General features: G+C 69.5%; 17 protein-coding genes and 2 pseudogenes. 12 read left to right on the top strand and 7 right to left on the bottom strand.

The annotated features are described in order from the left end of the window. Positions 1–27: 27 nt before the first annotated feature. Together ACQF4J_RS46140 and ACQF4J_RS46135 are read right to left on the bottom strand one after the other, a co-directional pair. Positions 28–1,941 (bottom strand): glycoside hydrolase family 15 protein, encoded by a 1,914-nt coding sequence (locus tag ACQF4J_RS46140; RefSeq protein WP_351806152.1) that lies wholly within the window; start codon positions 1,939–1,941, stop codon positions 28–30. Between the two features lie 617 nt (positions 1,942–2,558). Further along, on the bottom strand, positions 2,559–2,804 hold the full coding sequence (locus tag ACQF4J_RS46135) for an acyl-CoA carboxylase epsilon subunit (RefSeq protein WP_351584833.1): 246 nt from the start codon (positions 2,802–2,804) through the stop codon (positions 2,559–2,561). Positions 2,805–3,498: 694 nt separating this feature from the next. On the opposite strand from ACQF4J_RS46135, the gene ACQF4J_RS46130 reads away from it, so the two are divergent. The 5 genes from ACQF4J_RS46130 (at position 3,499) to ACQF4J_RS46110 (ending at position 7,916) form a co-directional block, all read left to right on the top strand. Then, positions 3,499–4,149 (top strand): hypothetical protein, encoded by a 651-nt coding sequence (locus tag ACQF4J_RS46130; RefSeq protein ID WP_351584831.1) that lies wholly within the window; start codon positions 3,499–3,501, stop codon positions 4,147–4,149. A 26-nt stretch (positions 4,150–4,175) separates the two neighbouring features. Further along, entirely contained in the window at positions 4,176–5,480 is a 1,305-nt protein-coding gene (locus ACQF4J_RS46125; RefSeq protein ID WP_427168514.1) for a copper resistance CopC/CopD family protein, read from the top strand. Positions 5,481–5,529: 49 nt separating this feature from the next. Further along, a complete protein-coding gene (locus ACQF4J_RS46120; protein ID WP_427168513.1) occupies positions 5,530–6,591 on the top strand; it encodes a cupredoxin domain-containing protein in 1,062 nt (353 codons plus the stop codon). Positions 6,592–6,696: 105 nt separating this feature from the next. Next, positions 6,697–7,224 (top strand): hypothetical protein, encoded by a 528-nt coding sequence (locus tag ACQF4J_RS46115; RefSeq protein ID WP_351806160.1) that lies wholly within the window; start codon positions 6,697–6,699, stop codon positions 7,222–7,224. After that, a complete protein-coding gene (locus ACQF4J_RS46110; RefSeq protein WP_427168512.1) occupies positions 7,209–7,916 on the top strand; it encodes a cupredoxin domain-containing protein in 708 nt (235 codons plus the stop codon). Before ACQF4J_RS46115 ends, ACQF4J_RS46110 begins: the two co-directional genes overlap by 16 nt. Before the next feature lie 719 nt (positions 7,917–8,635). Here ACQF4J_RS46110 and dacB read toward each other — a convergent pair. Both dacB and ACQF4J_RS46100 read right to left on the bottom strand, forming a co-directional pair. Next, entirely contained in the window at positions 8,636–10,246 is a 1,611-nt protein-coding gene (gene dacB, locus ACQF4J_RS46105; RefSeq protein ID WP_427168511.1) for a D-alanyl-D-alanine carboxypeptidase/D-alanyl-D-alanine endopeptidase, read from the bottom strand. A gap of 756 nt (positions 10,247–11,002) precedes the next feature. Continuing rightward, positions 11,003–11,512 (bottom strand): SDR family oxidoreductase, encoded by a 510-nt coding sequence (locus tag ACQF4J_RS46100; RefSeq protein ID WP_427168510.1) that lies wholly within the window; start codon positions 11,510–11,512, stop codon positions 11,003–11,005. A gap of 45 nt (positions 11,513–11,557) precedes the next feature. Between ACQF4J_RS46100 and ACQF4J_RS46095 the strand changes: the two genes are divergently transcribed. Next, entirely contained in the window at positions 11,558–13,447 is a 1,890-nt protein-coding gene (locus ACQF4J_RS46095) for a propionyl-CoA synthetase (RefSeq protein ID WP_427168509.1), read from the top strand. A gap of 856 nt (positions 13,448–14,303) precedes the next feature. Here ACQF4J_RS46095 and ACQF4J_RS46090 read toward each other — a convergent pair. Beyond that, complete coding sequence (locus ACQF4J_RS46090) at positions 14,304–14,846, bottom strand: hypothetical protein (protein WP_351584019.1); 543 nt, start codon at positions 14,844–14,846, stop codon at positions 14,304–14,306. A gap of 821 nt (positions 14,847–15,667) precedes the next feature. On the opposite strand from ACQF4J_RS46090, the gene ACQF4J_RS46085 reads away from it, so the two are divergent. Beyond that, entirely contained in the window at positions 15,668–16,366 is a 699-nt protein-coding gene (locus ACQF4J_RS46085; RefSeq protein WP_351584016.1) for an SDR family oxidoreductase, read from the top strand. 465 nt (positions 16,367–16,831) lie between these two features. On the opposite strand, the gene ACQF4J_RS46080 is transcribed toward ACQF4J_RS46085, so the two are convergent. Further along, positions 16,832–17,626 carry a hypothetical protein gene (locus ACQF4J_RS46080; RefSeq protein ID WP_427168508.1) on the bottom strand — a complete coding sequence of 265 codons (795 nt, stop codon included), beginning with the start codon at positions 17,624–17,626 and terminating at the stop codon, positions 16,832–16,834. A gap of 294 nt (positions 17,627–17,920) precedes the next feature. On the opposite strand from ACQF4J_RS46080, the gene ACQF4J_RS46075 reads away from it, so the two are divergent. The 5 genes and pseudogenes from ACQF4J_RS46075 to ACQF4J_RS46055 all read left to right on the top strand — a co-directional run. Beyond that, positions 17,921–18,169: a hypothetical protein gene (locus tag ACQF4J_RS46075; RefSeq protein ID WP_427168719.1), complete on the top strand. Its 249-nt coding sequence runs from the start codon at positions 17,921–17,923 to the stop codon at positions 18,167–18,169. A 37-nt stretch (positions 18,170–18,206) separates the two neighbouring features. Beyond that, positions 18,207–19,382: a Gfo/Idh/MocA family protein gene (locus ACQF4J_RS46070; RefSeq protein ID WP_427168705.1), complete on the top strand. Its 1,176-nt coding sequence runs from the start codon at positions 18,207–18,209 to the stop codon at positions 19,380–19,382. Then, a pseudogene (locus tag ACQF4J_RS46065) lies at positions 19,379–19,603 on the top strand (alpha-amylase family glycosyl hydrolase); the annotation flags it as partial. The gene ACQF4J_RS46070 and the pseudogene ACQF4J_RS46065, both read left to right, overlap by 4 nt. A gap of 119 nt (positions 19,604–19,722) precedes the next feature. After that, positions 19,723–20,397, top strand: a complete 675-nt coding sequence (locus ACQF4J_RS46060; RefSeq protein ID WP_351584011.1) for a hypothetical protein — start codon at positions 19,723–19,725, stop codon at positions 20,395–20,397. Positions 20,398–20,847: 450 nt separating this feature from the next. Beyond that, positions 20,848–21,035: pseudogene (locus tag ACQF4J_RS46055) on the top strand (short-chain dehydrogenase); the annotation flags it as partial. Positions 21,036–21,069: 34 nt separating this feature from the next. Here ACQF4J_RS46055 and ACQF4J_RS46050 read toward each other — a convergent pair. Further along, positions 21,070–21,801 (bottom strand): TetR/AcrR family transcriptional regulator, encoded by a 732-nt coding sequence (locus tag ACQF4J_RS46050; RefSeq protein WP_427168507.1) that lies wholly within the window; start codon positions 21,799–21,801, stop codon positions 21,070–21,072. Positions 21,802–21,816: the final 15 nt, after the last annotated feature.

Below are 21,816 nucleotides of genomic sequence, written 5' to 3'. Positions count from 1 at the left end.
CCTGTCGGCCGGCCCGTCCTGGCGGTCTCAGCCACCGGTGACGCCCCGGCCTGTGTCCTCGTCCGGTGCCGTGAGTCCATGCGTTGCCGGGTTCCCATGGCTGGCGTGAGGCGACCCGCTCTGCGCTTTCTCCAGCTCTTCGTCGAGCGCCATGGCCGCGGTGACCAGAGCGAGGTGGGTGAACGCCTGCGGGAAGTTGCCGAGCTGCTCGCCCGAAGGGCCGATCTCCTCGGCGAACAGGCCTACGTGGTTGGCGTAGGTGAGCATCTTGTCGAAGGCATGGCGGGCCTGATTCAGCCGGCCACTGCGCGCGAGTGCTTCGACGTAGAAGAAGCTGCACAGGTTGAAAGTGCCTTCCGAGCCGCGCAGTCCGTCGGGCGAGGCCGCCGGGTCGTAGCGGTAGACGAGACTGTCGCTGACGAGTTCCCTGTCCATGGCGTCCAGGGTGCTCAGCCAGTCGGGGTCGTGCGGTGAGACGAAGCCGACGCGTGGCATCAGCAGGAGTGATGCGTCCAGGACGTCGGTGTCGTAATGCTGGACAAAGGCCTGGCGCTTGTCGTGCCAGCCGCGTTCGATGATCTGGCGGAAGACGGTGTCGCGGGCGTCGGTCCATCGGGTGATGTCGGCGGGCCGGGAGAATTCGGTGGCCGCGCGGATGCCGCGGTCGAATGCCACCCAGGTCATCAGTCGGCTGTAGGTGAAGTCCTGTCGCCCTCCCCGGGTCTCCCAGATGCCTTCGTCGGGCTGGTCCCAGTGGTCGGCAAGCCAGTCCAGTACGTCACTCAGTGCCTGCCAGCCGCGGACCGCGCCGATGTCCCCGCCCACGATCAGCGCGTCGGACGCCTCGCCGTAGATGTCGAGCTGGAGCTGGTCGGCGGCTGCGTTGCCCGCACGCACCGGGCGGGATCCCCGGTATCCCTCCAGATGGTCGAGGGTGTCCTCGGTGAGATGGGGGTCACCGTCGATCCGGTACATGATCTGCAGCGGGTCCGCCGACGGCGTGGTCTTGGCTTCGATGCGCTCGCGCAGCCAGCGGCGGAAGGCATGCGCCTCCTCATGGAAGCCCAGGTCGATGAGGGCTCTGACTGACAGCGACGCGTCCCGAATCCATGTGTAGCGGTAGTCCCAGTTGCGCTCGCCGCCGATCTGCTCGGGCAGACCCATGGTCGCGGCGGCGATGGGCGCTCCGCTGGGGGCGTACGTGAGCAGCTTGAGGGTGATCGCCGACCGGTTCACGATGTCCTGCCAGCGGCCCCGGTAGGTGCACGAGCGCAGCCACGACAGCCAGAACGTACGGCAGGCCTCCAGGGCGTCGGCGACACTTTCCAGCGACGGGCGGGGTGGAGCGGGATCCTGGCCAGGCGTGCTCGTCAGCACGACTGCTGCCGCCTGGCCGGCGGAGAGGGTGAAGCGGGCACTGATGTCGTTGCCGTCGTCATGGAGGACGACGCCGGCCGTGGACTGCAGATGCAGGTCCGTTCCCGGGCCGTGGAAGGCCACTGAGTGCCCGTCGGTCCGCGAGCACGTGTGCGTGGCGCGACCGTAGTCGAAGCGGGGCTGGCAGCTCAGCACGAAGGGCAGACTGCCCCGGACGACCCGTGCGACCCTCACCAGCTGGTGGACGCCCGTCGGGGCCGACGAGTCGTTCGGCACCATGAAGTCGGCCACCTCACCGACCCCACCCGGCGCCATGAAGCGGGTGACCAGGACGGCCGTGTCGGACAGATACAGCTGCCGGACGGTCATGGTGTCGCCATCGGGGAACTCCGCGGCCAGGCGACAGTGGCCGCCGCGTTCGTCGTCCAGGAGCGAGGCGAAGACACTGGGCGAGTCGAAGCGGGGCGTGCACCACCAGTCGACGGTGCCGTCGGACGACACCAGGGCGGCGGTCTGGAGATCGCCGACCATGCCGTGCTCAGCGATGGGCGGATACCGGTTCACGTGGTCCCCCTGCTCGGTCAGGAACGCCGCGACGACACGTCAGGAAGCCGTCACGGACCTGGGCAGGCAAGCCTTCGGCAAGTCCATGACCGCCGCCTCACCCACTGCGGGTGAAACCCCACGCCCACGTGCCGAAATGGGCATCGCGGCTGCGCAACGCTGGGCCGACCTGCTGCTTTCTTGACTAGGCCACTGTCGGCGCTGCCTGGCTTGCCGCTGCGCAGTGACGAGCAGGGCCTTGATGGCGCGTCGCCGCCGGATGGCGGCCTGCTTGCCGAAGACGCCAGCGGATGCCTGTGCAGCGCCGTCGGGTCGGCATCATCTCAACTGCGCGACTAGCCCACGCCCGCACCTGGGCAGCCGTGCGCCAGCCGGCCGAGAGGTCTTCCAGCGGCGCCGTGTCCAGGTCCCGCAAGACGTCCCGGAGGTCGCCGTCGGGGAGGAAGGCCGGCGAGCCGTGGTCCGCGAGGACCTTGGAGCGGTCTCAGGGACGTCTTGACGGGTGGTCTCGACGGGCGAGGCGAACAGATTGGCGGGCATGCCGGGACTCATAGCGCGCAGCATGGCGCCGACGTCCTGGAGCGGCACCGGGCTGCCGAGGGTCGCGCTCACGGCGGTCAGCGTTGCGTCCTGCGAGGGACTCCGTTCATCGAAGAGCCTGCCTCCTGGCGCCAGGAGCCGGGCGGCCGATATGGCCTCACTCCACGATCCCAGCGAGCGCGCCGGCGGCAGTCGACGCCATTTCGCTCGTCAGCGGCGTTACCGACCGCCGCGATGACCGCCAGCAACGCCGCAATCTCGTCAGCGTCGGGTGTACCGCGCACCACACGAATCAGCTCGCCCGGCTGAGGCACTGTGAACATGCCCTCACCGTGCGCTCGAACAGGTTGCTCTGCAGCCGCATCTACGCTGTTCGGGTGAACGTCCCTGCTCTCCGGCACGTGCACCAGCAATGTTCCGGCGTAGCAAGCGGCATCACGAGCCGTTGTTTCAGGTGAGCACATCTACCGCGGCGGCCCTTTACCGTGAGCACTATCCGCTCCCGCGACAGAACCGGCCCGCTCCCCCGCGGGCTGCGCCGCGCGCGTCGGCCGGCTGCTCACCCACATCATCTTCGTTCTCGTGGTCGAACGAGTTTCCTGGCGACCCCTGGCCTCCTGCTGCTCATCTCCAGCGGCTGATCATCGACGGGGGCGTGCGCAAGGGCAGGCCGGACCGTTCCTGGTTTCCGCCTATGAAACCAGCGCGAGCGGGGGTCGATCGCTGAATCTGCCGCACCTCCAACTGCACGGCCGCATATGCAGGCAAGTGAATTCGGTGAAGGAATAATGACTACTCCATTCGCATTCACCATTGCTCCATGATTACTCCATGACCGGTAATCGCGTATTCGACCGGTGAGGCCCGTTCTCACAGTTCGCCATGGCGCGGAAGTGAGGCAATGAAACGGCGCATTAACTGACGCGTATTCACAGGGACTCGTTGTGTCGGTCCACTCCTGGGCATTGCCATCCCGTTCTTCGGCATTGCCAGCGCGTGCCGCCGTCAGGAGGAGTCATGCCCTTCGCCAGAATGTCCTGGCCCGGAGACCACCGCGACGAGATCGTCGCCGGTGCGCTCGTCGCGGCGGTGATCGTCGTCCTCGGATACGCGTCGGGTATCGGCGGCACCGGCGGCCAGAGCGTGAACATGGCCGCTCCTCCGGCCGCCAAGGCCCCCACGCTCCCGTCGGAGCGCAGCAGCTCCGGCCCTGCCGATACCGGTACCGATCCCGGCGGTTCCGGGGGCGGGACGTGGGACGGTTCCTGGCCGCTGCCCGTCGGTGCGGTGCCTACGGGCAGCGGCACGCAGGACGGCGGTGGCCCTGCCGGGGACGCCGGTGCGGGCCGTCTTCCGGGCCCTTCCGGCAACGCATCGCCCTCACCCTCGCCCTCGTCGCCTGCCTCCTCATCCCCTTCTCCTGCTCCGTCGCCGTCCTGCGAGGACGGCGATGCGCATCTGGTGCAGCCGCTTCTCGACGGGGTGATCACTCCCGTGACCGGACTTCTGAACGGCCTGAGTGGTCTCGCGGGCGGCAGTTCCCCGTCGCCCGCTCCTTCCGCGTCCGCGTCCGCGGCCGCTGACTCAGCGGCCGACTCGGTCGATTCGACGGGGGTCTGCGTCGGTGTGGCGTCCGACCCGGCCGTGGTTGCGGAGCTGACGCGGTGAGAACTCGCGCCGTGGTAACAGCCGTTATGGCTCTGTTGGCTCTGCTGGTCGGCGCGCCCGTCGCCTCCGCCCACACCGAACTGGAGTCGTCAACCCCCAAGGACGGCGCCCGGCTGTCCCACGCCCCGGGCACGGTGACGCTCACCTTCAGCGAGGCCCTGGACCTGGCCGACGTGCACGTGGCGGCGGGCGGCAGGCCCTTGACCGTCGCGAGGCCGGCCACCGGGCAACGCCGCGCGGCGTCCGTCGTCGTGACCCTCCCCCATGCCACCGTCGAGGCCGGCCGAGTGACTCTGGACTGGCATGTCGTTGATGAAGAGGACGGGCATCCGACCTCCGGCAGCGTGTCCTTCGTCATCGGTGCAGGTGCCTCCGCCTCCGCGCCGGCGGCCGGGAACGACGCGGCAGCGGCTCCCGCGCCTTCCGATGCCGTGCGCAAGGTGTGGGTCGCCGTCCGCTGGGTGGACTATCTGGCGTTGGCCCTGTTCGTCGGCGGCCTCGGGTTCTTGGCGATGTTGTGGCCGCAGGGCTCCCAGGATCGCAGGACGCGCCGGATCCTGGCCGTGTCCTGGGCGGCCGGGCTCGTCGCCACTCTGGCGGGTGCCGGACTGCAGGGCGCGTACGGCGCGTTGGGCGGTCTCGGTGACGCGCTGAAGGTGTCCACGTACACGGACCTGCTGACCAGCGAGGTCGGTGTCGTACTCGCGTGCCGGGCCCTGATGTGGGTGCTAGCGGCCGTGGTGCTGGCCGCGCTGATGCAGGGCGGGGAGCGGGCGGCCCGGTCGCCGGGCTGGCGGGTCGGCGCGGCGGCCGTCAGCCTGGGTCTGCTGCGTACTACGGGCATGGCGGGCCACAACTCCGAAGGCAGTCACCCGGGTTGGGGTGCTGTGGCCGATCTCGTCCATCTGCTCGGCGTCTGCCTTTGGCTGGGCGGTCTCGCCTTCCTGCTGTTCGGCGTGCTGCCCCGGCGTCGGCCGGCGGAACTGTCGGCCGCCGTGCACGGCTACTCCACGCTGGCCGGCGTCTGCGTCGCGGCGATCGCAGTGGCCGGAGCGGTGCTCGCCTGGCAGGTCGTCGGCTCGTTCAGCGCGCTCGTCGACACCGGCTACGGGCATCTCCTGCTGATCAAACTCGCCGTGCTGGGCGCCGTGTTGGTGGGCGCCCAGCGCAGCCGGAGCTGGGTGCGCACCCGGCTCGACATCGCCGTTCTGTTGCGCGGCGATCGCGCCACCGTCCGGCCCTTCGTCCACTCGGTCGCGGCGGAGACGGGGCTTGTCCTCGTCGTCCTTGCCGCGACGAGTCTGCTGGTCACGTCCGCCCCTGGCCGCTGATCGGTGCACCACCCGTACCACCCGTTTCTCTTGAAGGAGAACCATCCCTATGAGCACTGACGACTCCGCCGCCGACGGCGCTCGGCGGCAGCGAGGGCACGTATCCCGTGCCCGGCGCGGCGACCGGGTACTGCTGACGGTCGGCCTGGGCGCGGCCCTGGCTTCCGCGGGCTGCCTCGCGCTCCTGCAGACGGCCAGTGGAGCCCCGGCTCCCGCCACCGCGCAGCCGGCCGCGGAAGCCCACTCGATGGCACAGCCGGCGGCGGCGCAGGCCAAGGCGGCCGACTACACCATCAAGATCACGAACTACAAGTTCGCCCAGCCGAAGCTGACCGTCAAGGTCGGCCAGACCGTGAAGTGGATCAACGAGGACAGCGCGCCGCACACGGTCACCACCACCAGCGGCCCGGCCAAGTTCGACTCCGGCACGCTGAACAAGGGCGACAGCTGGTCGTACACCTTCACCGAGGCCGGCACCTACAAGTACTACTGCGCCGTCCACCCGGACATGACGGCCTCCATCACCGTGGTCGCCGACAGCGGCGGCTCCACCGGGGGCAGCACAGGGGGTTCGAGCGGCGGCTCCACGGGCGGTTCGACCGGAGGATCCACGGGCGGTTCGACCGGCGGCACGACCGGAGGTTCCACCGGCGGCAGCACGGGCGGATCGAGCTCCGGCGGCTCCAGCGGGGGCTCGACCAGCGGGAGCAGCGGCTCGGGCGGTACGAGCGGCGGAAGCGGTAACGGCGGCTCCGAGCAGTGCGTCAGCATCCAGCAGGTCCTGCTGCCGATCCTCCAGCACATCGACAAGGCCCACCTGGAGGAGTCCCCCGGCCAGCAGGTCCAGGACGCGCTCAAGCTCGACAGCTACCTCAAGATGCACACCGTCTGGGTGGAGTCGATTCTCACCCCGGCCGTCAACGGCGCCGGCTCCGTCGGCGACGACACCCTCACCGTGCTCCTGCAGCACATCAACTCCGCGCACCTGCAGGAGTCCCTGGGCCAGCAGGTCTCAGACCTCCTCAACCCGGACGCCTACGTGAAGATGCACACCGTCTGGGCCGAGCACATGCTCACCCCCACCGAGGACTACCTCACCAACTCCTGCTGAAGCGGTCCCTGAAGAAAGGTGGCGGGCCGGCCGAGTCGCAGTCGGCCGGCCCGCCACCGGCCATTGTCCCCTCCCCCGCCTCCCTCGCACACCGAGGTGCCCGCCGTGAACACACAGACCCTTCCCACCCACGCCCTTCCCCCTCCCGTCCCCGGCCCGTCCTGGCTGCCTCACCCTGGTACCTACGGCGCCGCGGGCGACCGCCGCATCGTCGAACTGACCACCCTCCTCGGTCCCCTGCCGACTTTGCGCCGCCGCGTCACCGCGGACGGAGCGACCCTCACCGTCGCGCCGTCCCTCGACGACTGCGCCCTGAGCCTGAAGCTGACCGGCACCGCACTCGAGGGCGAGGAGCTGACCTTCGTCAGCACCGCGATCGAACCCTGCGCCAACGACGCGCGGCTGCGCGTTTCGGGCGAACTCGCCACCGGCGATACGACCGTCCCCGGCTTTCCCGGGACGCTGGCCCTACGCGTCGTCGAACGCACCGACACCAGCCTCCTCGTCCTCGGCACCATCCGCCTCCGCTACCGCCCGCTGCGCCGCACCACCGGCTTCGCCCTGTCCCGCATCCGCCCCGCAGACCGCTTGCGTCTGCTCATCGCCGCGGAGTTCACATGCCGCCCCGCCTGACCCTCCGCATCCCGGGCGCCCTGCTCGCCGCGCTGCTCCTGACGGCCGCCCTCACCTTCCTGCAGGCGCCCGCCGCGCAGGCCGCCGGCCACCAGATCGTCATGTCCGGCTACGCGTTCGGCCCCCGCTCGCTCACGATCACGGCCGGCGACACCGTCACCTGGGTCAACCAGGACACCGCACCGCACGACGTGAAGTCCGCCTCGGGCCCCGCCTCGTTCCACTCACCGATGTTGAACAAGGGCGGTACCTGGAGCTACGCCTTCACCACCGCCGGAACGTACGGCTACGTCTGCACCGTCCACCCCGGCATGACCGCGCAGATCGTCGTCAGGGCCGCTGCCGCCCGTGCTCCGGCTCCGAGCCCGACCTCCCACCACGACACGCCAATGACGCCTCGGCCGAATCCCGCACACACCCGCAGCCCGGCATCCGCCGCACCCGCACACCGCAGTGCTACGGCCCCCGCGCCCGCTGCCAGCGACAGCCCCACCGCCTCCACCGTCCCGGCCGCCGCCGCACAGCCGCAAGCAACACCGGCGGCGCAGCCCGCCGGCGCGACCCGCCCACTGGACCCGCTCCTGGGCCTGGCCGGCATCATCGCCGGCGTCGCCGTCCTGTGCCTGCTCCTGGTGGGATCCCGCTCCGCCGCGGCCGCGACTGCGGCCTCCGACAACGGGAAAGAAGACTGACGCCACTGGAAGAGCACACGCTTCACAACGCTCTGCTCGCCCCCTCAGCAGGAGACAGGACGAGCAGAGCGTGAAGCAGGGGCGGCCAGACGATCGGAGCGTCGCTCTTCAGCGCGATCGTCCACGGGGTGCTGCAAGCGCGGCTCGGCGGCACAAACCGACCCTGATTCGGATACACGGCCGCTCCACGTCGGCACCACATCCGAGACGACGCAGCGGGCCATCACGGACGCCGTCCATGCCGACTACCTTTGCGCCACCACTACGGCTGGCGTCGCCCTCAGGAGCATGTACCCGGTCAGGCCCCACCGGCGGCCGTTGATGTCGGCCCGCACCGCGCCAGGCGGGATGCCGCGGGCGGAGAACGCTTCGTCGACGACCTGGGCTCCCGATCGGAGTATGGGCGAAGAACCATCGCACCGCCGCCCGCAAGACACGCGAGAACGCCGCACGACGCGATGCCGGGGAAATGGGCGTCCCCTATGCCGGAGAGCTGTCACCCGAGCGTATGCAAGCCCTCGACGCCATCGACCTCGGCTGGGCCCCGGACGGGCGGGACGTGGCCAGGCAGCGCTGCTACCCGCTCACCCCCGCCCGCACCCGCGCCGGCGCCGGACTCCCGGCCGCCGCGGGTGAACTCATCGTCCGGGGCGAAGACCTCGGCGCCTGTCCCGGGCGTTTTCCGTACCGTCGGCGCAGGTGCCGGTTGCCACGCGCCGTCACGGGTGTGCCGAGGCCTCCTCCTGCAGCAGGGCGGAGATCTGGTTGGTGTCGTCGAAGATGCGCATGACGCCCTGGATGTCGGGGGCGGTGGCGGAGTTGACCAGTTCAACGAAGATGACCACATGGCCGTCGTCGGTCAGCAAGTAGCCGGCCTGGCTCTGGTCCGCCACGGCGAGCCGGCCGTTGAGCCGGTCCAGGCCGATGACGGTACCCGGTTTGGCGAAGACCTTGCCCCTGGCCGGGCAGTGAGTGCAGGAGCTCGCGTTCGAGCCGTCGACCCCCAGAATGGGCAGCGACAGCCGGAAGGCGGTCGCGTCGGGGGTGTGCAGCCAATAGGCGAGAACCTGGGCGAGGCCGACTGGCGTGGCCTTCTCTGTCGCGTCGCCGCCGCGTCCGTCGTCGAGTTGGAACTGCGTCGGGTCGACGTGCGCGACCCGGGTCAGGAAGTCGTGCTCGACCCCGAATCCGCCGGCGAAGCAGTCCTTGCTGCCCCGCAGACCGGCCATGTTGCACAGGGCCAGGTTGGCGCCGAGGTTGTGGCTGACCTTCAGGATCAGCTTGGCGTACTGCCGGTAGGGCGGGGAGACATAGGCGGCCACCCGCGGATCGTGGTCGTAGGAGGCGGGCAGTTTGCGCTCCGGGTTGGGGCCGGTTGGCCGGGCGCTGACACTGACGCCTGCCCGGCCGAGTGCCTCGATCAGCGCGGTGCGGCCGAAGGCGTTGGGATCCTGGATGGGTGAGGTCCTCAGGACGGGCTGCGTCCCGGCCGCGATCCGACCGGACACGGTGATCTTGGTGCCGTCCGGGGAGGCCTTGACCGTGATGTTCGTCGTCCCGCCGGCGGCCACCGTCTTCACCTTGAAGTCGACGCTGTACGGCTTGACCTGCGGGCGCCACAACAGCTTGGCCGGGTGCCCGGGGGTGGTGGGGGTGGTGAGCAGGTCGATGAGGTTGTCGTTGATGATCAGCGGGGTGGGCTGCGGGTCCAGCTGCGGGGGCGTGAAGATCCTGGGATCGACGACGACGTCGCCCTGGACGCGGGTGAGGCCTGCATGACGCACCTGCCGGGCGATCTGGTCCACGCCGGCGAGCGGGTTCTCCGGGGTGAGCGTGGCGCCGGGCAGGTCGTTGGCGGACGTGTGGTCGATGTCGGTGTAGTCCACCGAACCGTCGGGCCTGGTCCGCCCGCCCATCGTCAGGTCGCCCTGGGCGACCAGTGCCAGGTTCCCCTTCAGCGTCGAGCCGTGGCGCGTGCCCGCCGCGTACACGGGCGTGGTGAAACGGTGGCCGGGGCCCAGGCTGTGCCAAGCGGCCGAGAGGGTGACGAGCTTGGTGTCCGAGCCGGGGACGAAGGACTGCCGCGCGAACCGGGAGTGGATCACCTCCCCGGTCGAGGGGTCGACCTCGTAGACGCCCCACTGCGCACTCTCGTAGCCGGGCTTGTGCATGATCGCCTCGACGGCGGGCGGGAGGTCGCTGACGTGCCCCGTTTCGAGTGTGCGTGCCGGCGCGGCCGCCAGCGCCGCAGGAGCGGTGACGGCCACGCCCGCCAGGGTCACGAGCGTCGCGCAGGCTGCGGCCCAGGGCCGCAGCCGACTACGGAACATCGATTTCATGCACACCGCCGATTCGAGGAAGCAGTCCAAACCGAAAAGCCGTGAGGTATACGACAAATTCGGCAGAATCGTACGGGCCAGGCCCCACTCACCCTTCCGGCTCCACTCCCCGATGACGGCATGTCGGGCACAGATCATCCCTTCAGCCGATCACAGCCGAGCCCGCGCCGCCGACCCACCACACAGAATCGGTTCGCGTCACAGAAGGGCCCTGAGACGACGATCGATCCGCCGTGCAGGTTCGCCGTCCAGCGGCACTCCCACGCCGTACCGGCCCTGGGGGCTGGCGGCAGTACACGGTGAGCATGCATGGCGATCCCTCACAGCGGGTCCGAGCAGCCGCCGGCTTGCTGACCGCGGTCCTGACAGGGGCGGACGTCCCGCGGAAGAGCCGTTGTGCTTCCTCGCGTTCCACGGCGGGCAGTGACCGGCGAGAGGCTGGCAGGTCGACCGATGACCCGACTGCAGGGGGCCCTCATGGACCGTCAAGCCACCCCTCCGCATCCGCGTCGGCCTTGCTGTCCTGACCAGCCGCAGACGATGAGCAGGTTGCGGTGGCCGGTGTTGACGCCGGCCGGCTGCATCAACACCGCCTCCACTCTGCACACCGTCTTCGCCTTCCTGCACATCCACTACGACCCACCCCACCCCCGGCCTGCCCGCCTGCCGGGTCCGCTCAGGGAGTTCGGCGGGCCTTCCCGGGACAGGCGGGCCAGGGGGCGGGGTTCAGAGGACCGGCTGCGGTGGTCAGATCTGGCTGGCCCCGCCGTCGACGTATATCTCGGCACCGGTCATGTAGCTGCCGGCCTCGCCGGCAAGGAAGAGGACAGTTTCGGCGATCCCCTCCGGGCGACCGAGCCGCTGCATGGGAACCCCGGCAGCCAGGCCCTGCAGCAGTTGTTCAGCGGCCTCGGGACCCCCCGCGAGACCGCTCAGGCCGGGCGTCTCGATCGGGCCGAGCGCGATGCTGCTGACGCGGATACCGCGGGTGAAGAGTTCCGCCACCCAGCTGCGGGTGAAGGAACGCAGCGCGGCCTCGCCCTCGGCGCGAGCCGTGCGCCCGCGGCGAACGAGCCGATCGGGCGGTGGGGCACTGGCCCCGCACTCACCTAGGCGCCTGACCAGGGCCTCAGGACAGGACCCGCGGACGAGGCTCGTCGACGCTACCGGGACGCCGGCGACCCGGAATACAGTCTCCGGCAACCTGCTCGGCCATCTTGGCCAATCTGAGGTATGGGTGGAGACAGCATGCTGCACGCTGTCCCCTCCCCCAGCCCCCGGGGTGCCACGAAGGAGTGCGCAATGGGTAAATACGAGGATGTCTTCCACGCCAGCAGCGAAGACCCTGAGAGCTTCTGGCTTGCGGCTGCGCAGGGCATCGACTGGGATGTCGCTCCGCGACGCGCCCTGGACGCCTCCGGCGCCCCGTTCTACCGCTGGTTTCCCGACGGGCGACTGAACGTCTGCTTCAACGCGCTGGACCGTCACGTCGAAGCGGGACATGGCGATCAACCCGCACTCATCTACGACTCGCCCGTGACCGGCACCCGGCGCACCTACAGCTACACCCAACTGAGGGACGAAGTAGCGACCTTCGCAGGAGGGCTGGCGCGACTGGGTGTTGGACAGGGGGACCGCGTGGTGATCTACATGCCGATGGTCCCTGAGGCCGCCATCGCGATGCTGGCCTGTGCACGGATCGGTGCGATCCACTCGGTGGTCTTCGGCGGGTTCGCCGCGCACGAACTCGCCCTCCGCATCGACGACGCCGCCCCCAAGGTCGTCGTCTCCGCCTCCTGCGGCATCGAGGGCAAGCGGGTCATCGCGTACAAGCCGCTGCTCGACCGAGCCATCGAACTCGCGGTCCACAAACCGCAAAAGAACGTGATCCTGCAACGCCCTCAGGAGCGGGCCGAGTTGGGGACCGACGATCTCGACTGGGCCGACCTGGTAGCCGCGGCACCACCGGCCGACTGCGTGCCCGTCCCTGCGAACGCCCCCCTCTACATCCTCTACACGTCTGGAACGACCGGAAAGCCGAAGGGAGTTGTCCGCGACAGCGGCGGGTACGCGGTGGCCCTGCACTGGTCGATGGGTGCGGTGTACGACATGGGCCCAGGCGAAACGATGTTCACCGGATCGGACGTCGGCTGGGTCGTCGGCCACTCGTACATCGTCTACGCCCCGCTGCTGGTCGGCGCGACCACGGTCCTGTACGAGGGCAAGCCGGTCGGCACTCCGGACGCGGGGCAGTTCTGGCGCGTCGCCGCCGAGTACCGCGTCAAGTCGATGTTCACCGCGCCCACAGCTTTCCGGGCCATCCGTAAAGAGGACCCGAAGGGGCTGCTCACCGCGAATTATGACATCTCCGGCCTGCGCTACCTCTTCCTGGCAGGCGAGCGCCTCGATCCCGAGACGTACCACTGGGCGAGCACCCTTCTGGACATCCCGGTGATCGACCACTGGTGGCAGACCGAGACGGGCTGGCCCATCGTCGCCAACCCGATGGGCATCGAAGCCGCGCCCGTCAAGCCCGGTTCACCGACCCGCCCGCTACCGGGCTGGGATGTCCGCGTCGTGGACCCCTCGGGCGATCCGGCACCCCCGGGCGTCGACGGTGCCATCGTCGTGAAGCTTCCCCTGCCGCCGGGCGCCCTGCCCACCCTGTGGAACGACGACGACCGCTACGTCGCCTCTTACCTCTCCGCCTTCGACGGCTACTACCTCACCGGCGACAGCGGACACATCGACGACGACGGCTACGTGTTCGTCATGGGCCGTACAGACGATGTCATCAACGTGGCCGGACATCGACTGTCCACCGGCAGCATGGAGGAAGTCCTGGCGGCTCATCCCGATGTGGCGGAATGCGCAGTCATCGGCGTCGCTGACGCTCTGAAGGGGCAGATCCCGCGCGGTTTCGTCGTCCTGAAAGCCGGCACCAGCCGCGAGGCGAGCGAGATCGAGGCCGAACTGGTCCAGCTCGTGCGCGACCGCATCGGCGCCGTCGCGTCACTCAAGAGCGTTGCGGTCGTTGCCGCCCTGCCGAAGACCCGATCGGGAAAGATCCTGCGCAAGACGATGCGCGGCATCGCCGACGGCCACGACGAGCCCATTCCTTCCACCGTGGACAACGCGAGCGTCATCGACGCTCTCCGCCCCGTTCTGCGCAGCCAGGATCCCACCCCGTAACCATCGGCCAAGGGCCGCCTGACCGCCGGTGGACGTCAGGCGGCAACCGGCGGCCCAACTCCGCACCTACCGTGGCACCTACGACCGGCTGCTTTACTGACTCCATTCGCATACCGGCTCGTGCACCCAGTTACGGCGACACGACCGCGGGGTGCGGGCTCAACGACAGCAGCGGGCACCGAGGCGTCCCCGGCTCGACGAGTGGTTCGTCAGATCCAGGCACTACTCGCCGCCGGGATCCTCTCGAAAGGCCTGCGCGATCATGGCGTACTGGGAGGCAGTCTCCAATTGGTGACGGCTGTTGATCGCCGAGTGATCGGCTGGCCGGTGATCTGCGCCAGCGGTTGACAGCGCCGTCGTTAAGGTCGGGCAAGGAACAGACGGCGGCGGGCTGAGCGAAATGGCTTGGGGCCGCCGGGGTGCGGCTGGTGACGGGCCGGTGCGGCAGTAGGCGGCCTGATACTACCGAGGCCTACTCAACACGAACCGACGTACGACATCGGCGGGCTGCTGGTGACCTCGGCAACTGCCTCTTGGACTTCGGGACGCCGAGGCCATGGGACACCCCTGTGCAAGCTGAACCGACCGAGGCGAGGATGACGACGTGTTGATCGTGACTGCCGTCCTGGAAGCCCCCGATACCGCCGCTGTCCCTTTCTGACCGGAGGTGGAGCTGCCTCCCGACCAGTTCATTGCTCTCTCAGCCAGCATGTCCTCACCGGAGGTCTACAGCGCGCTGACCATGCTGACCGCCTACAACGCGCGGACCGGTGACGAAGACCGCCCCCTAATAGGCGCTGGCGAGGGGATTCGCCGCCTTGGACACAGACAAGATCATCACACGCTGAACTCCCGGTCACGCATGGGGGATGACAGGGGTCGGGGTGCAGGAGAGTCCTGATGCGTCCGTGCTTCGGTGGGGGGTGGCGCGATGGTGTGTGGTGCCGTGGTCGCGGGCTAGTTCGCCCATCGCCGCATGCAGCGTGACTTCCAAGACTGAAGGTTGGTTCAGGGTGCCACGTCCGTCGGGTGGACAGATCCAGCGCAGGTCACCCCAGCGGCAGTGCGGAGCAGGCGTTGCGATCCAGCCGCCCGTGGTGAGGTAACGGATGTTGTGTCCGGCCCAGATGCTTGAGGGGTCATGCGGCAGGAAGAAGCCGACGTGCTGTCTCCTGCTGTCGAGCAGCGCGGGCCCGGGTTCGACGCGAGGCACGCAGGACAGAACGTCGGCTGTACGCAGCCCGAGGCAGGCGGGAACGATCAGCACGTCCCAGAATCGCCCTGCGGCCAGAAGGCGGATGCCTGTGGTGCCGTGCTGCCAGTCGCTCTTGCACAAGCCCGGCTCGCGAGATGCAGCAGCCAGCCACTCGACCGCGTTCGTCCAGCGCATCAGCGCCATCCCCAACCTCCTGCGTCCTGGCGGGACGCACAACCCGGCCGCCATCCGACCCGACCGATCACTTGATCACCCCCCGCACGACAGGTGGTGGCACGCTGCCCCGACCGAGCACTCCCACCGAACTGACGCCGCTGCCACGCAGACCCGCACTGCGCGCGTCTTCGTTCCCCAGCCGTCGGCAGGATGACTCGTTGAGGAGTGCGGCACAGCCGGCGGGGTCCGAGCCGGCTGTCACCCCTGACGCAATGAGTGATCACTCATCGCCACTGTTTTCCTGGGTGCGACATGCGTTGAAAGCGCGTGAGCGCCCAGTGAAACGGTGCGTGGAAGGGAGGACCAGAGGGGAGGTGTGCAGTTCACCGCATACAGCCAGCGCCAGCGCACAAGGACGGCGAACAAACGGGGACAAGCGCTGTCACGCGCCCCCTTGCGCATACCGCCTTGGGGCACGCAGGAGGCGAACTCGGGGCACGGTCCACCCGTCACACAACGTGCGATGAATGTGACGGAAGAGGATGGTGAGCAACTGGGACCCCAACCCCGATGCCACGCGCCGAGGCTACGGCGAGACGCCGTCGCCGCGATTCCGGGCCGTCTCCTGCCAGCGGCTGGGGAACGAAGGCGCATGCAGTGCGGGCCTGGGGGTCCACTCTCGACATGCTCTTGAGCATCGCAAACACCTCCACTTGACGAAGCGCTGTCAGTTCCTGATCTACAGCCAGGAGCGGAGCCGTCGGAGAAGAGGGGAGCGAGCGTCGAAGATCGCTGGGTAGAGTGCAGGCGCTTTGCCCCGATGACCCCGTCGCCGAGGAGGCCGTCCCATGGAACCCGTCACGCTGATCACCGGTGGCTCGACCGGAATCGGCGCCGCCACCGCCCGCGCCCTGATCAAGCAGGGCCACCGCGTGGCCGTCACCGGACGCGACGCGGGCAAGCTGGCCGCCTTCGCCACCACCGTTGGGGCGGGCGGGCGGCTGCTGACGATCACCGGCGACGCCGGCGAGGCAGATGACGTCGCCGCCGCCGTCCGCCATGTGCTGGACACCTGGGGCCAGTTGGACAACGTCATAGCCAACGCTGGTTTCTCCCTGCCCGGCAACTTGGAGACCCACGCCCCTGAGGACATGCGCAACATGATCCTCACCAACGTCCTGGGCCCCGCCCTGCTGATCAAGGAGACCCTGCCCCACCTGAGGACGTCCAAGGGTCGAATCGTGATCATCGGCTCGGTCGCCGGCGTCCGCCACACCCCCGGCAACCTCTACTCCGTCACCAAGTGGGCCGCCCACGCCCTCGCCGAGAACACCCGCCTCCTGGTCGGCCAGGACGGAGTCGGAGTCACCGTTGTCGCCCCCGGCGTCGTAGACACCCCCTTCTGGCACGCCCGCGGCGGCACCCCCGAGGCAGCCGCCACGATGACCGCCGAGCAGATCGCGGACACCATTGTGTTCGCCCTGAACCAGCCCGCAGAGGTGGACATCAACCACATCACGGTGCGGCCGACGGGGCAGGTTGGCTGAGGACGAACTCCAAGGGCCGTACGGGGAAAGGCCGTTGGCTCCGCCATGCATCGTGTGGCGCGGGCTGGGGCGCCTTCGGATCTGGTTCGCCTTCCTCTTGGCCCGCTGATCCGGCTGCTGGACCGCAGTCCGCAGCAACGGCTGCGCCGGATGAGCAAGCGGGCCGGGTGGTCGGCGCGCGGTGCGGCTTCCGGGGCGCGGTCTCGCTCGCACTGGCCTTTTCCGTGCCGACACCGCTCGACTTCGGCGGGGACTTCCTCGACCGAGGGTTTCGGCATTCTCGGTGAGACGCTCATCGGAAATGCAAGCGACGTGCGCGGCGACCATCGCCCCAGACGTCCCGCCGCATGTACTCCCGGCCTGCTGCGACGTGCAGTGTGTACTGCCTGGTCAGCCTGCTCGACTGGCCGGTGGTGGCGGGCCGTCACTGCGGCACGCCACCCGGCACATGGGCCGCTGCGCCCGTCAGATGGTGGACCGGGCGCCGGGGAGTGCTTCGCCGAAATCGATCTCGGCATATCTGCGCTTGAGTCCGGCGGCGGTTCCGCTCGTGGTCGTGGATCCGCTGATCATGGGCCCGGAGGCGGATCCCCGGGCGGTCCACAGCAGACCGTCGGAGTTCTCGCCGGGGGCGCCCACCATCACGTCCGCCTTGCCGTCCTTGGTGACGTCGACGAGGTGGGTGGCGGCGCCGAAGTTGTCACCGCTCTCGGCGGTCCCGGGCACGCCACTGGTGTTCTGCGTGTAGGCCCGCGAACCAGTCGTGGTGAGACCGGCGGCGGATCCGCGCAGCAGCGTCACCCCGCCCGCGTACTTGGCGGACCCCACGGACTCCCCCGGCGTGCCGACCAGGACGTCGGCGTACTTGTCGCCGTCGGTGTCGCCGACACCGAGGGACATCCCGAACAGGTCACCGAACTCGCCGGCGCCGGGCACACCCGCGGTGTCCTGGTGAATGATCTGCGGTTTCTGTCCGGGTGTGATGCCCTGCGCGCTCCCGTAGAGCACCTGGATCTCACCGCCGCGATGGGCGGGGGTGGCACCCGACGTCAGGGACGCGTCGTAGGGCACTCCGGTGACCAGGTCGCCGTACCCGTCGCCGTTGATGTCGCCGATCTGCCCGGACAGGCCGTCGACGAGCGGCAGTTCGGTGTAGCGGCCGTCGTCGCCCTCGGCGTAGACGGGTCCGCTCACGTCCCCGTCAGTGGGGTCCGGCAGCCAGAAGCGCTCGGCCCGTCCGTCGCCGTCGACGTCCCCCACTGGGCTTCACGCCTCCGGGCGCGGTCCAGAACACCGGGTAGCAGGCCATGGAGTTGCCGTCGTAGAGCCCACGGTCCTGGAGACTGGCCGACCGTGGGCTGCCAGGTCGCGTGTGACTGCTTGCAACTGAGCAGCCAAGGGGGCTGGCCGCCGCTGGTCTGGACCCTTCTGACCCTCAAGCCGGCCGCTCTCATCCGTCAGGTGGGGCCGCGACGTGCCGCTGGGCCGACTCGGATCTGGTGGCGAACAAGGGTGGGCTCGATGTGGGAGGGCCCCCCACATGAGCCCTCAGGCATGGGCCGCCGGCCGCGTTCGGGCCGAGCCGCGCGGATCCTCCAGCGCATCTCACACGAGCTTTGGCTGTCCGCGCGACGTGGCACCCTGACGACGCAGGCGGCGGTGAACGGGGGCGATCCGGTTGGGTTTGGAGATCGAGAGTCGGCCTTCCCGACCGCGATCGAGGAGATCGACGGCGTGCGCTACGTCTTCTACGGCATGGCAGACGCGCACATCGGCGTGGCCCGCCTGGACCGGTCGGAGTGATGCACGGTCCCGCCGGGCACGCCGTCGCCCTGGTCGGCTGCGGAGCCTTCGGCACGTTCGTGCTGGCGCCGTACGCGACCTTCCCGGCGTCCGCGTCGCCGCGTGCGCCGACGGCGACCGGCAGCGGGCGCAGACGCTCGCCGGCCGGTACGGCGCGTCCGTCCACACGAGCGTGGAGGAGGTGGCCGCGCTGGCGGACGTCGACGTGGTGGTCCTGGCCACCCCGCCGGCCGCGCACGCGGATGCCGCGGTGACCGCTCTCCGGGCGGGCAAGCACGTCTTCTGCGAAAAGCCCATGGCGCTCACCGTCGAGGACGCCGCGCGCGTCGAGGAGGAGAGCCGCCGCTCGCCAGGCGTCTTCGTGGTCGACCACGTGCTGCGCCATAACCCGGTCCTGCGGCTGCTGAAGCGGCTCGGACAGGAGCAACTCCTGGACCCGCTGCGGCGGTTCGCCTTCGAGAACGACGCCTCCGACGAGGACCTCGGCGCCGGCCACTGGTTCTGGGACCCGGCGCACAGCGGCAACATCCACGTCGAGCACGGCGTGCACTTCTTCGACGCCGCCAACGCCCTGATGGGCGGCGACCCGCTCCAGGTGCAGGGCAGCCAGGTGCGGCGGGACGACGGACCGGTGGACATCGTGGTAGCCACCGCCGTCCAGCCCGGCGGCGCGGTCGCCACCCACACCCACTCCTTCACCCACGCCCACCGCGCCGAGCGTCAGCTGATGCGGCTCGATTACGGCTTCGCCGAGGCCCGCGTCACCGGCTGGATACCGACGTACGCCACCATCACCGCGTGGACCGACGAGCCGGGCGCGGCCCGCTGGGAGGCGCTGCCCGCACGGGCTCACGAACTGCTCACGGTTCCCGGACTGCGGCCGCACGGCCATGAGCGCATCACGGTATCCGTGGCGCGCGACGCCGGCCCCGCCCGGCCGGCCCGCTGCCGGGGAGTCACGCGCAGCATCCCGCACCGGGTCGACTGCGTCGTGGGCCTGGGCGGGGAGCACCGCAAGCAGCACGTGTACGCCGAGGGCGTGCTGGCGGCCATGACGGACCACCTGCACTGCGCGGTGCACGGCGGCACGCCGCAGGCCGACGCCACGGCCGGGCTGACCGCGGTGGCCGTGGCCCGGGCGGCGACCCGGTCCGCGCAGAGCGGCCGCACCGTGTCCCTCAGCTCTCCCGTCCCGGTGGCAGGTGCCCGATGACGGTGGTGCCCGAACCCGCCGGTCCCGTGCCGTGGTGGCGGGAGGCGGTCTGCTACGAGATCCACCCGCGCGCCTTCGCGGACGGCAACGGCGGCGGCACCGGGGATCTGCCAGGAGCCACCGCCCGCCTGGACCACCTGGCGCAGCTGGGGGTCGACGCGGTGTGGATCACCCCCTTCTACCCCTCGCCGCTGGCGGACGGCGGCTACGACATCGCCGAGCGGGTGTCGCAGGTTCGCATCCTGCGCCAGGCAAAGGCTCCGAACCGATCACGGCGCGTGGCCTCGGCGAGCTCGCCCAAGCTCCGTGCGCACCTCGCTCTCGTCATAAGGTCCGTCCCATGACGACGCGTGCTTGGTTCGAGATCGATGATCCGGACGACGACTTCGAGTTCGACGACACTGAGAGAGCCTTCGTATCTGCCCTGAGCGGGCATTGCATGGCCTGGGCGCCAGCAGATGTCGTCGGGGAGGTCGGACGCCCGGACGACTGGGAATCGCTCCTCGCCCATGTCAGCCTGTCCGACCGGGCAGAGCCCCGCCGGCACTTGATCGATCTGGGTGTGCATCTGGTCGGTGACCGCGCCCGAGGAGACCGTCTGCACAATCAGCTGTATCTGCTCCCGGATCGCCCCAGCGCCTGGGCACTTGATGCCACGGGCTCCACGGAACGGCTCGCCGAGCTTGCCGCCGAGTGGTTCCGCGCGGTTCTGGACAAGCCGATCGTGTTGTATGTCTGGCTCCACGAGGGCTACGCCTACGCTGCCCGCTACGCGTTCGCCGACAGCGGCGAGACGATCTGCCAAAGCTACGCGGAGAGCATCGCCCCACCGGGCCAGGCCGCAGAACTGACAGCCGCCGGCCATGTGCACGGCAAGGGCTGGATCCAGACCGTCGGCTTGCCGACGCCCTCTCTCTATCTGCACATCCGGGGCGACCTCGAAAAGGGCAGCACCATATCCAGGGTTCCGGCAACGACCAAGCGTGGACCGCTTCCCGGACTTTGGTACGAATGATCATCTGCCTCCCGTTGACCTACGCCGCACCACAGCCGCACCAGATCGAGCCGGGAACAGCGGGGAAACACGGTGAAAGTGGTCGGGCTCGACGAGGCCACGGTCCAGTGATTCGCCCCGTTGCCCAACTAGTCCCCAATCCCCGCAGCTTCCCAGGCTGAGAGCGCGAGTTCGATTCTCGTCACCCGCTCCACGATCAAGGCCCAGGTCAGAGAGCCGGGCCCCCTTGCTGTCCGTGATGGTCAGCGGTCGCGTGCCAGATTCGTGCCAGGACGCTGATCGATCGTCATAGGAGTGCTGATAGATCAGCTTCTGTCGTCGCCTGGCTACTGTGACCGACTAAGAGGGCGATCCGCTACCACGGGATGCCGTGGTCAGAGAGCAACGACACGAAGCTGTGCCGCAACTCCCGTGGTGTCCACGCCCGCACGTCGCGGTGTGGCGCTCCCGCCGCGCTTCGTGGGGCGCGCCGTCGCCCTCGCGACGTGGCGCGGTTCAACGGCTGGTCCCTCTCCAGCGGCGGACTCGCCCAGGTCTACGGCTTCACGGACCTCGACGGCAACCGCCCCGACTCCTTGCGCTACCTCGTCGAGGTCCAGGACGCGGGCAAACCGGCGGGCACGACCGGATACTGGTGACCCGCATGCTGCCGGAGCGTGCTTGGCCGGGGGCTTACTCGTGTGGCCCGGAGAAGCGGTCGAGCAGTGCGTCCAATCCGGCTGCCAGGCCCTCCGGGCCGCCGCGTTCGGCGAGGGCGGGGATGCTCTCGCGCAGCTTTGGCAGGTCCTGGGCGGGAAGGCGATGCAGGCCGAACCGGAACGCGGGGTCCGGTTCCTCTGGATTGTCCACCATGGCGCGCAGTTCCACCGACATATACCCGAGCACCCAGGCGGTGAAGGCGCGGAGGACTGTGGCGCTTTGGGCCTCGTCCAGTCCGGCGTCGCGAAGGAGGGTGAGCACCCGTTCGTGATGCCTGAGGACGGGCAGCGGCCTGCGGGCCAGCGGGACCGCCATCATGCGGGTGGACAGGAGCGGCACCACCTGGGGGTGGTCGATGCAGACCTGGTACATGGTCAGAGCGATGCGTTGCAGGCCGGCTCGCTGCTCGAAGTCACCGGCGGTCGGTGCCGCGGCCGGGACGGGCGCCTGGTCGAGGCGGTCCTCCAGTTGCAGGTAGAGGGCCTCGACCAGCCCGTCCACCAGGGCTTCCTTGCCGGGCACATAGCGGTACAGGCTCATGGCCTCCACGCCGAGATCGGCTCCCAGGAGACGCATGCTCAGTGCGGAGAGGCCTTCGCGATCAACCAGTTCCAAAGCGCTGGCCAGGACACGCTCACGGCTGAGTCTCGCAGGACGCCCGCGGTCGCCGGATCGACCCGTGCCGGCGGCTGATTCGTTCGCCATTCGCCTGCCTCCTCA

It is taken from the genome of Streptomyces sp. C1-1 (assembly GCF_050214755.1).
GTDB lineage: Bacteria > Actinomycetota > Actinomycetes > Streptomycetales > Streptomycetaceae > Streptomyces.
Note: the sequence above shows the minus strand (reverse complement) of the source record. Positions and strands in the feature narration are given on the sequence as shown.

Coding starts and splice junctions, on each gene's coding strand:
- ACQF4J_RS46120 (WP_427168513.1), top strand. CDS start 5,530: ATGAGCACTGACGACTCCGCCGCCGACGGCGCTCGGCGGCAGCGAGGG.
- ACQF4J_RS46125 (WP_427168514.1), top strand. CDS start 4,176: ATGGCTCTGTTGGCTCTGCTGGTCGGCGCGCCCGTCGCCTCCGCCCAC.
- ACQF4J_RS46085 (WP_351584016.1), top strand. CDS start 15,668: ATGGAACCCGTCACGCTGATCACCGGTGGCTCGACCGGAATCGGCGCC.
- ACQF4J_RS46135 (WP_351584833.1), bottom strand. CDS start 2,804: ATGTTCACAGTGCCTCAGCCGGGCGAGCTGATTCGTGTGGTGCGCGGT.
- ACQF4J_RS46095 (WP_427168509.1), top strand. CDS start 11,558: ATGGGTAAATACGAGGATGTCTTCCACGCCAGCAGCGAAGACCCTGAG.
- ACQF4J_RS46050 (WP_427168507.1), bottom strand. CDS start 21,801: ATGGCGAACGAATCAGCCGCCGGCACGGGTCGATCCGGCGACCGCGGG.
- ACQF4J_RS46110 (WP_427168512.1), top strand. CDS start 7,209: ATGCCGCCCCGCCTGACCCTCCGCATCCCGGGCGCCCTGCTCGCCGCG.
- ACQF4J_RS46060 (WP_351584011.1), top strand. CDS start 19,723: ATGACGACGCGTGCTTGGTTCGAGATCGATGATCCGGACGACGACTTC.
- dacB (WP_427168511.1), bottom strand. CDS start 10,246: ATGTTCCGTAGTCGGCTGCGGCCCTGGGCCGCAGCCTGCGCGACGCTC.
- ACQF4J_RS46075 (WP_427168719.1), top strand. CDS start 17,921: ATGGGCCGCCGGCCGCGTTCGGGCCGAGCCGCGCGGATCCTCCAGCGC.
- ACQF4J_RS46130 (WP_351584831.1), top strand. CDS start 3,499: ATGCCCTTCGCCAGAATGTCCTGGCCCGGAGACCACCGCGACGAGATC.
- ACQF4J_RS46090 (WP_351584019.1), bottom strand. CDS start 14,846: ATGGCGCTGATGCGCTGGACGAACGCGGTCGAGTGGCTGGCTGCTGCA.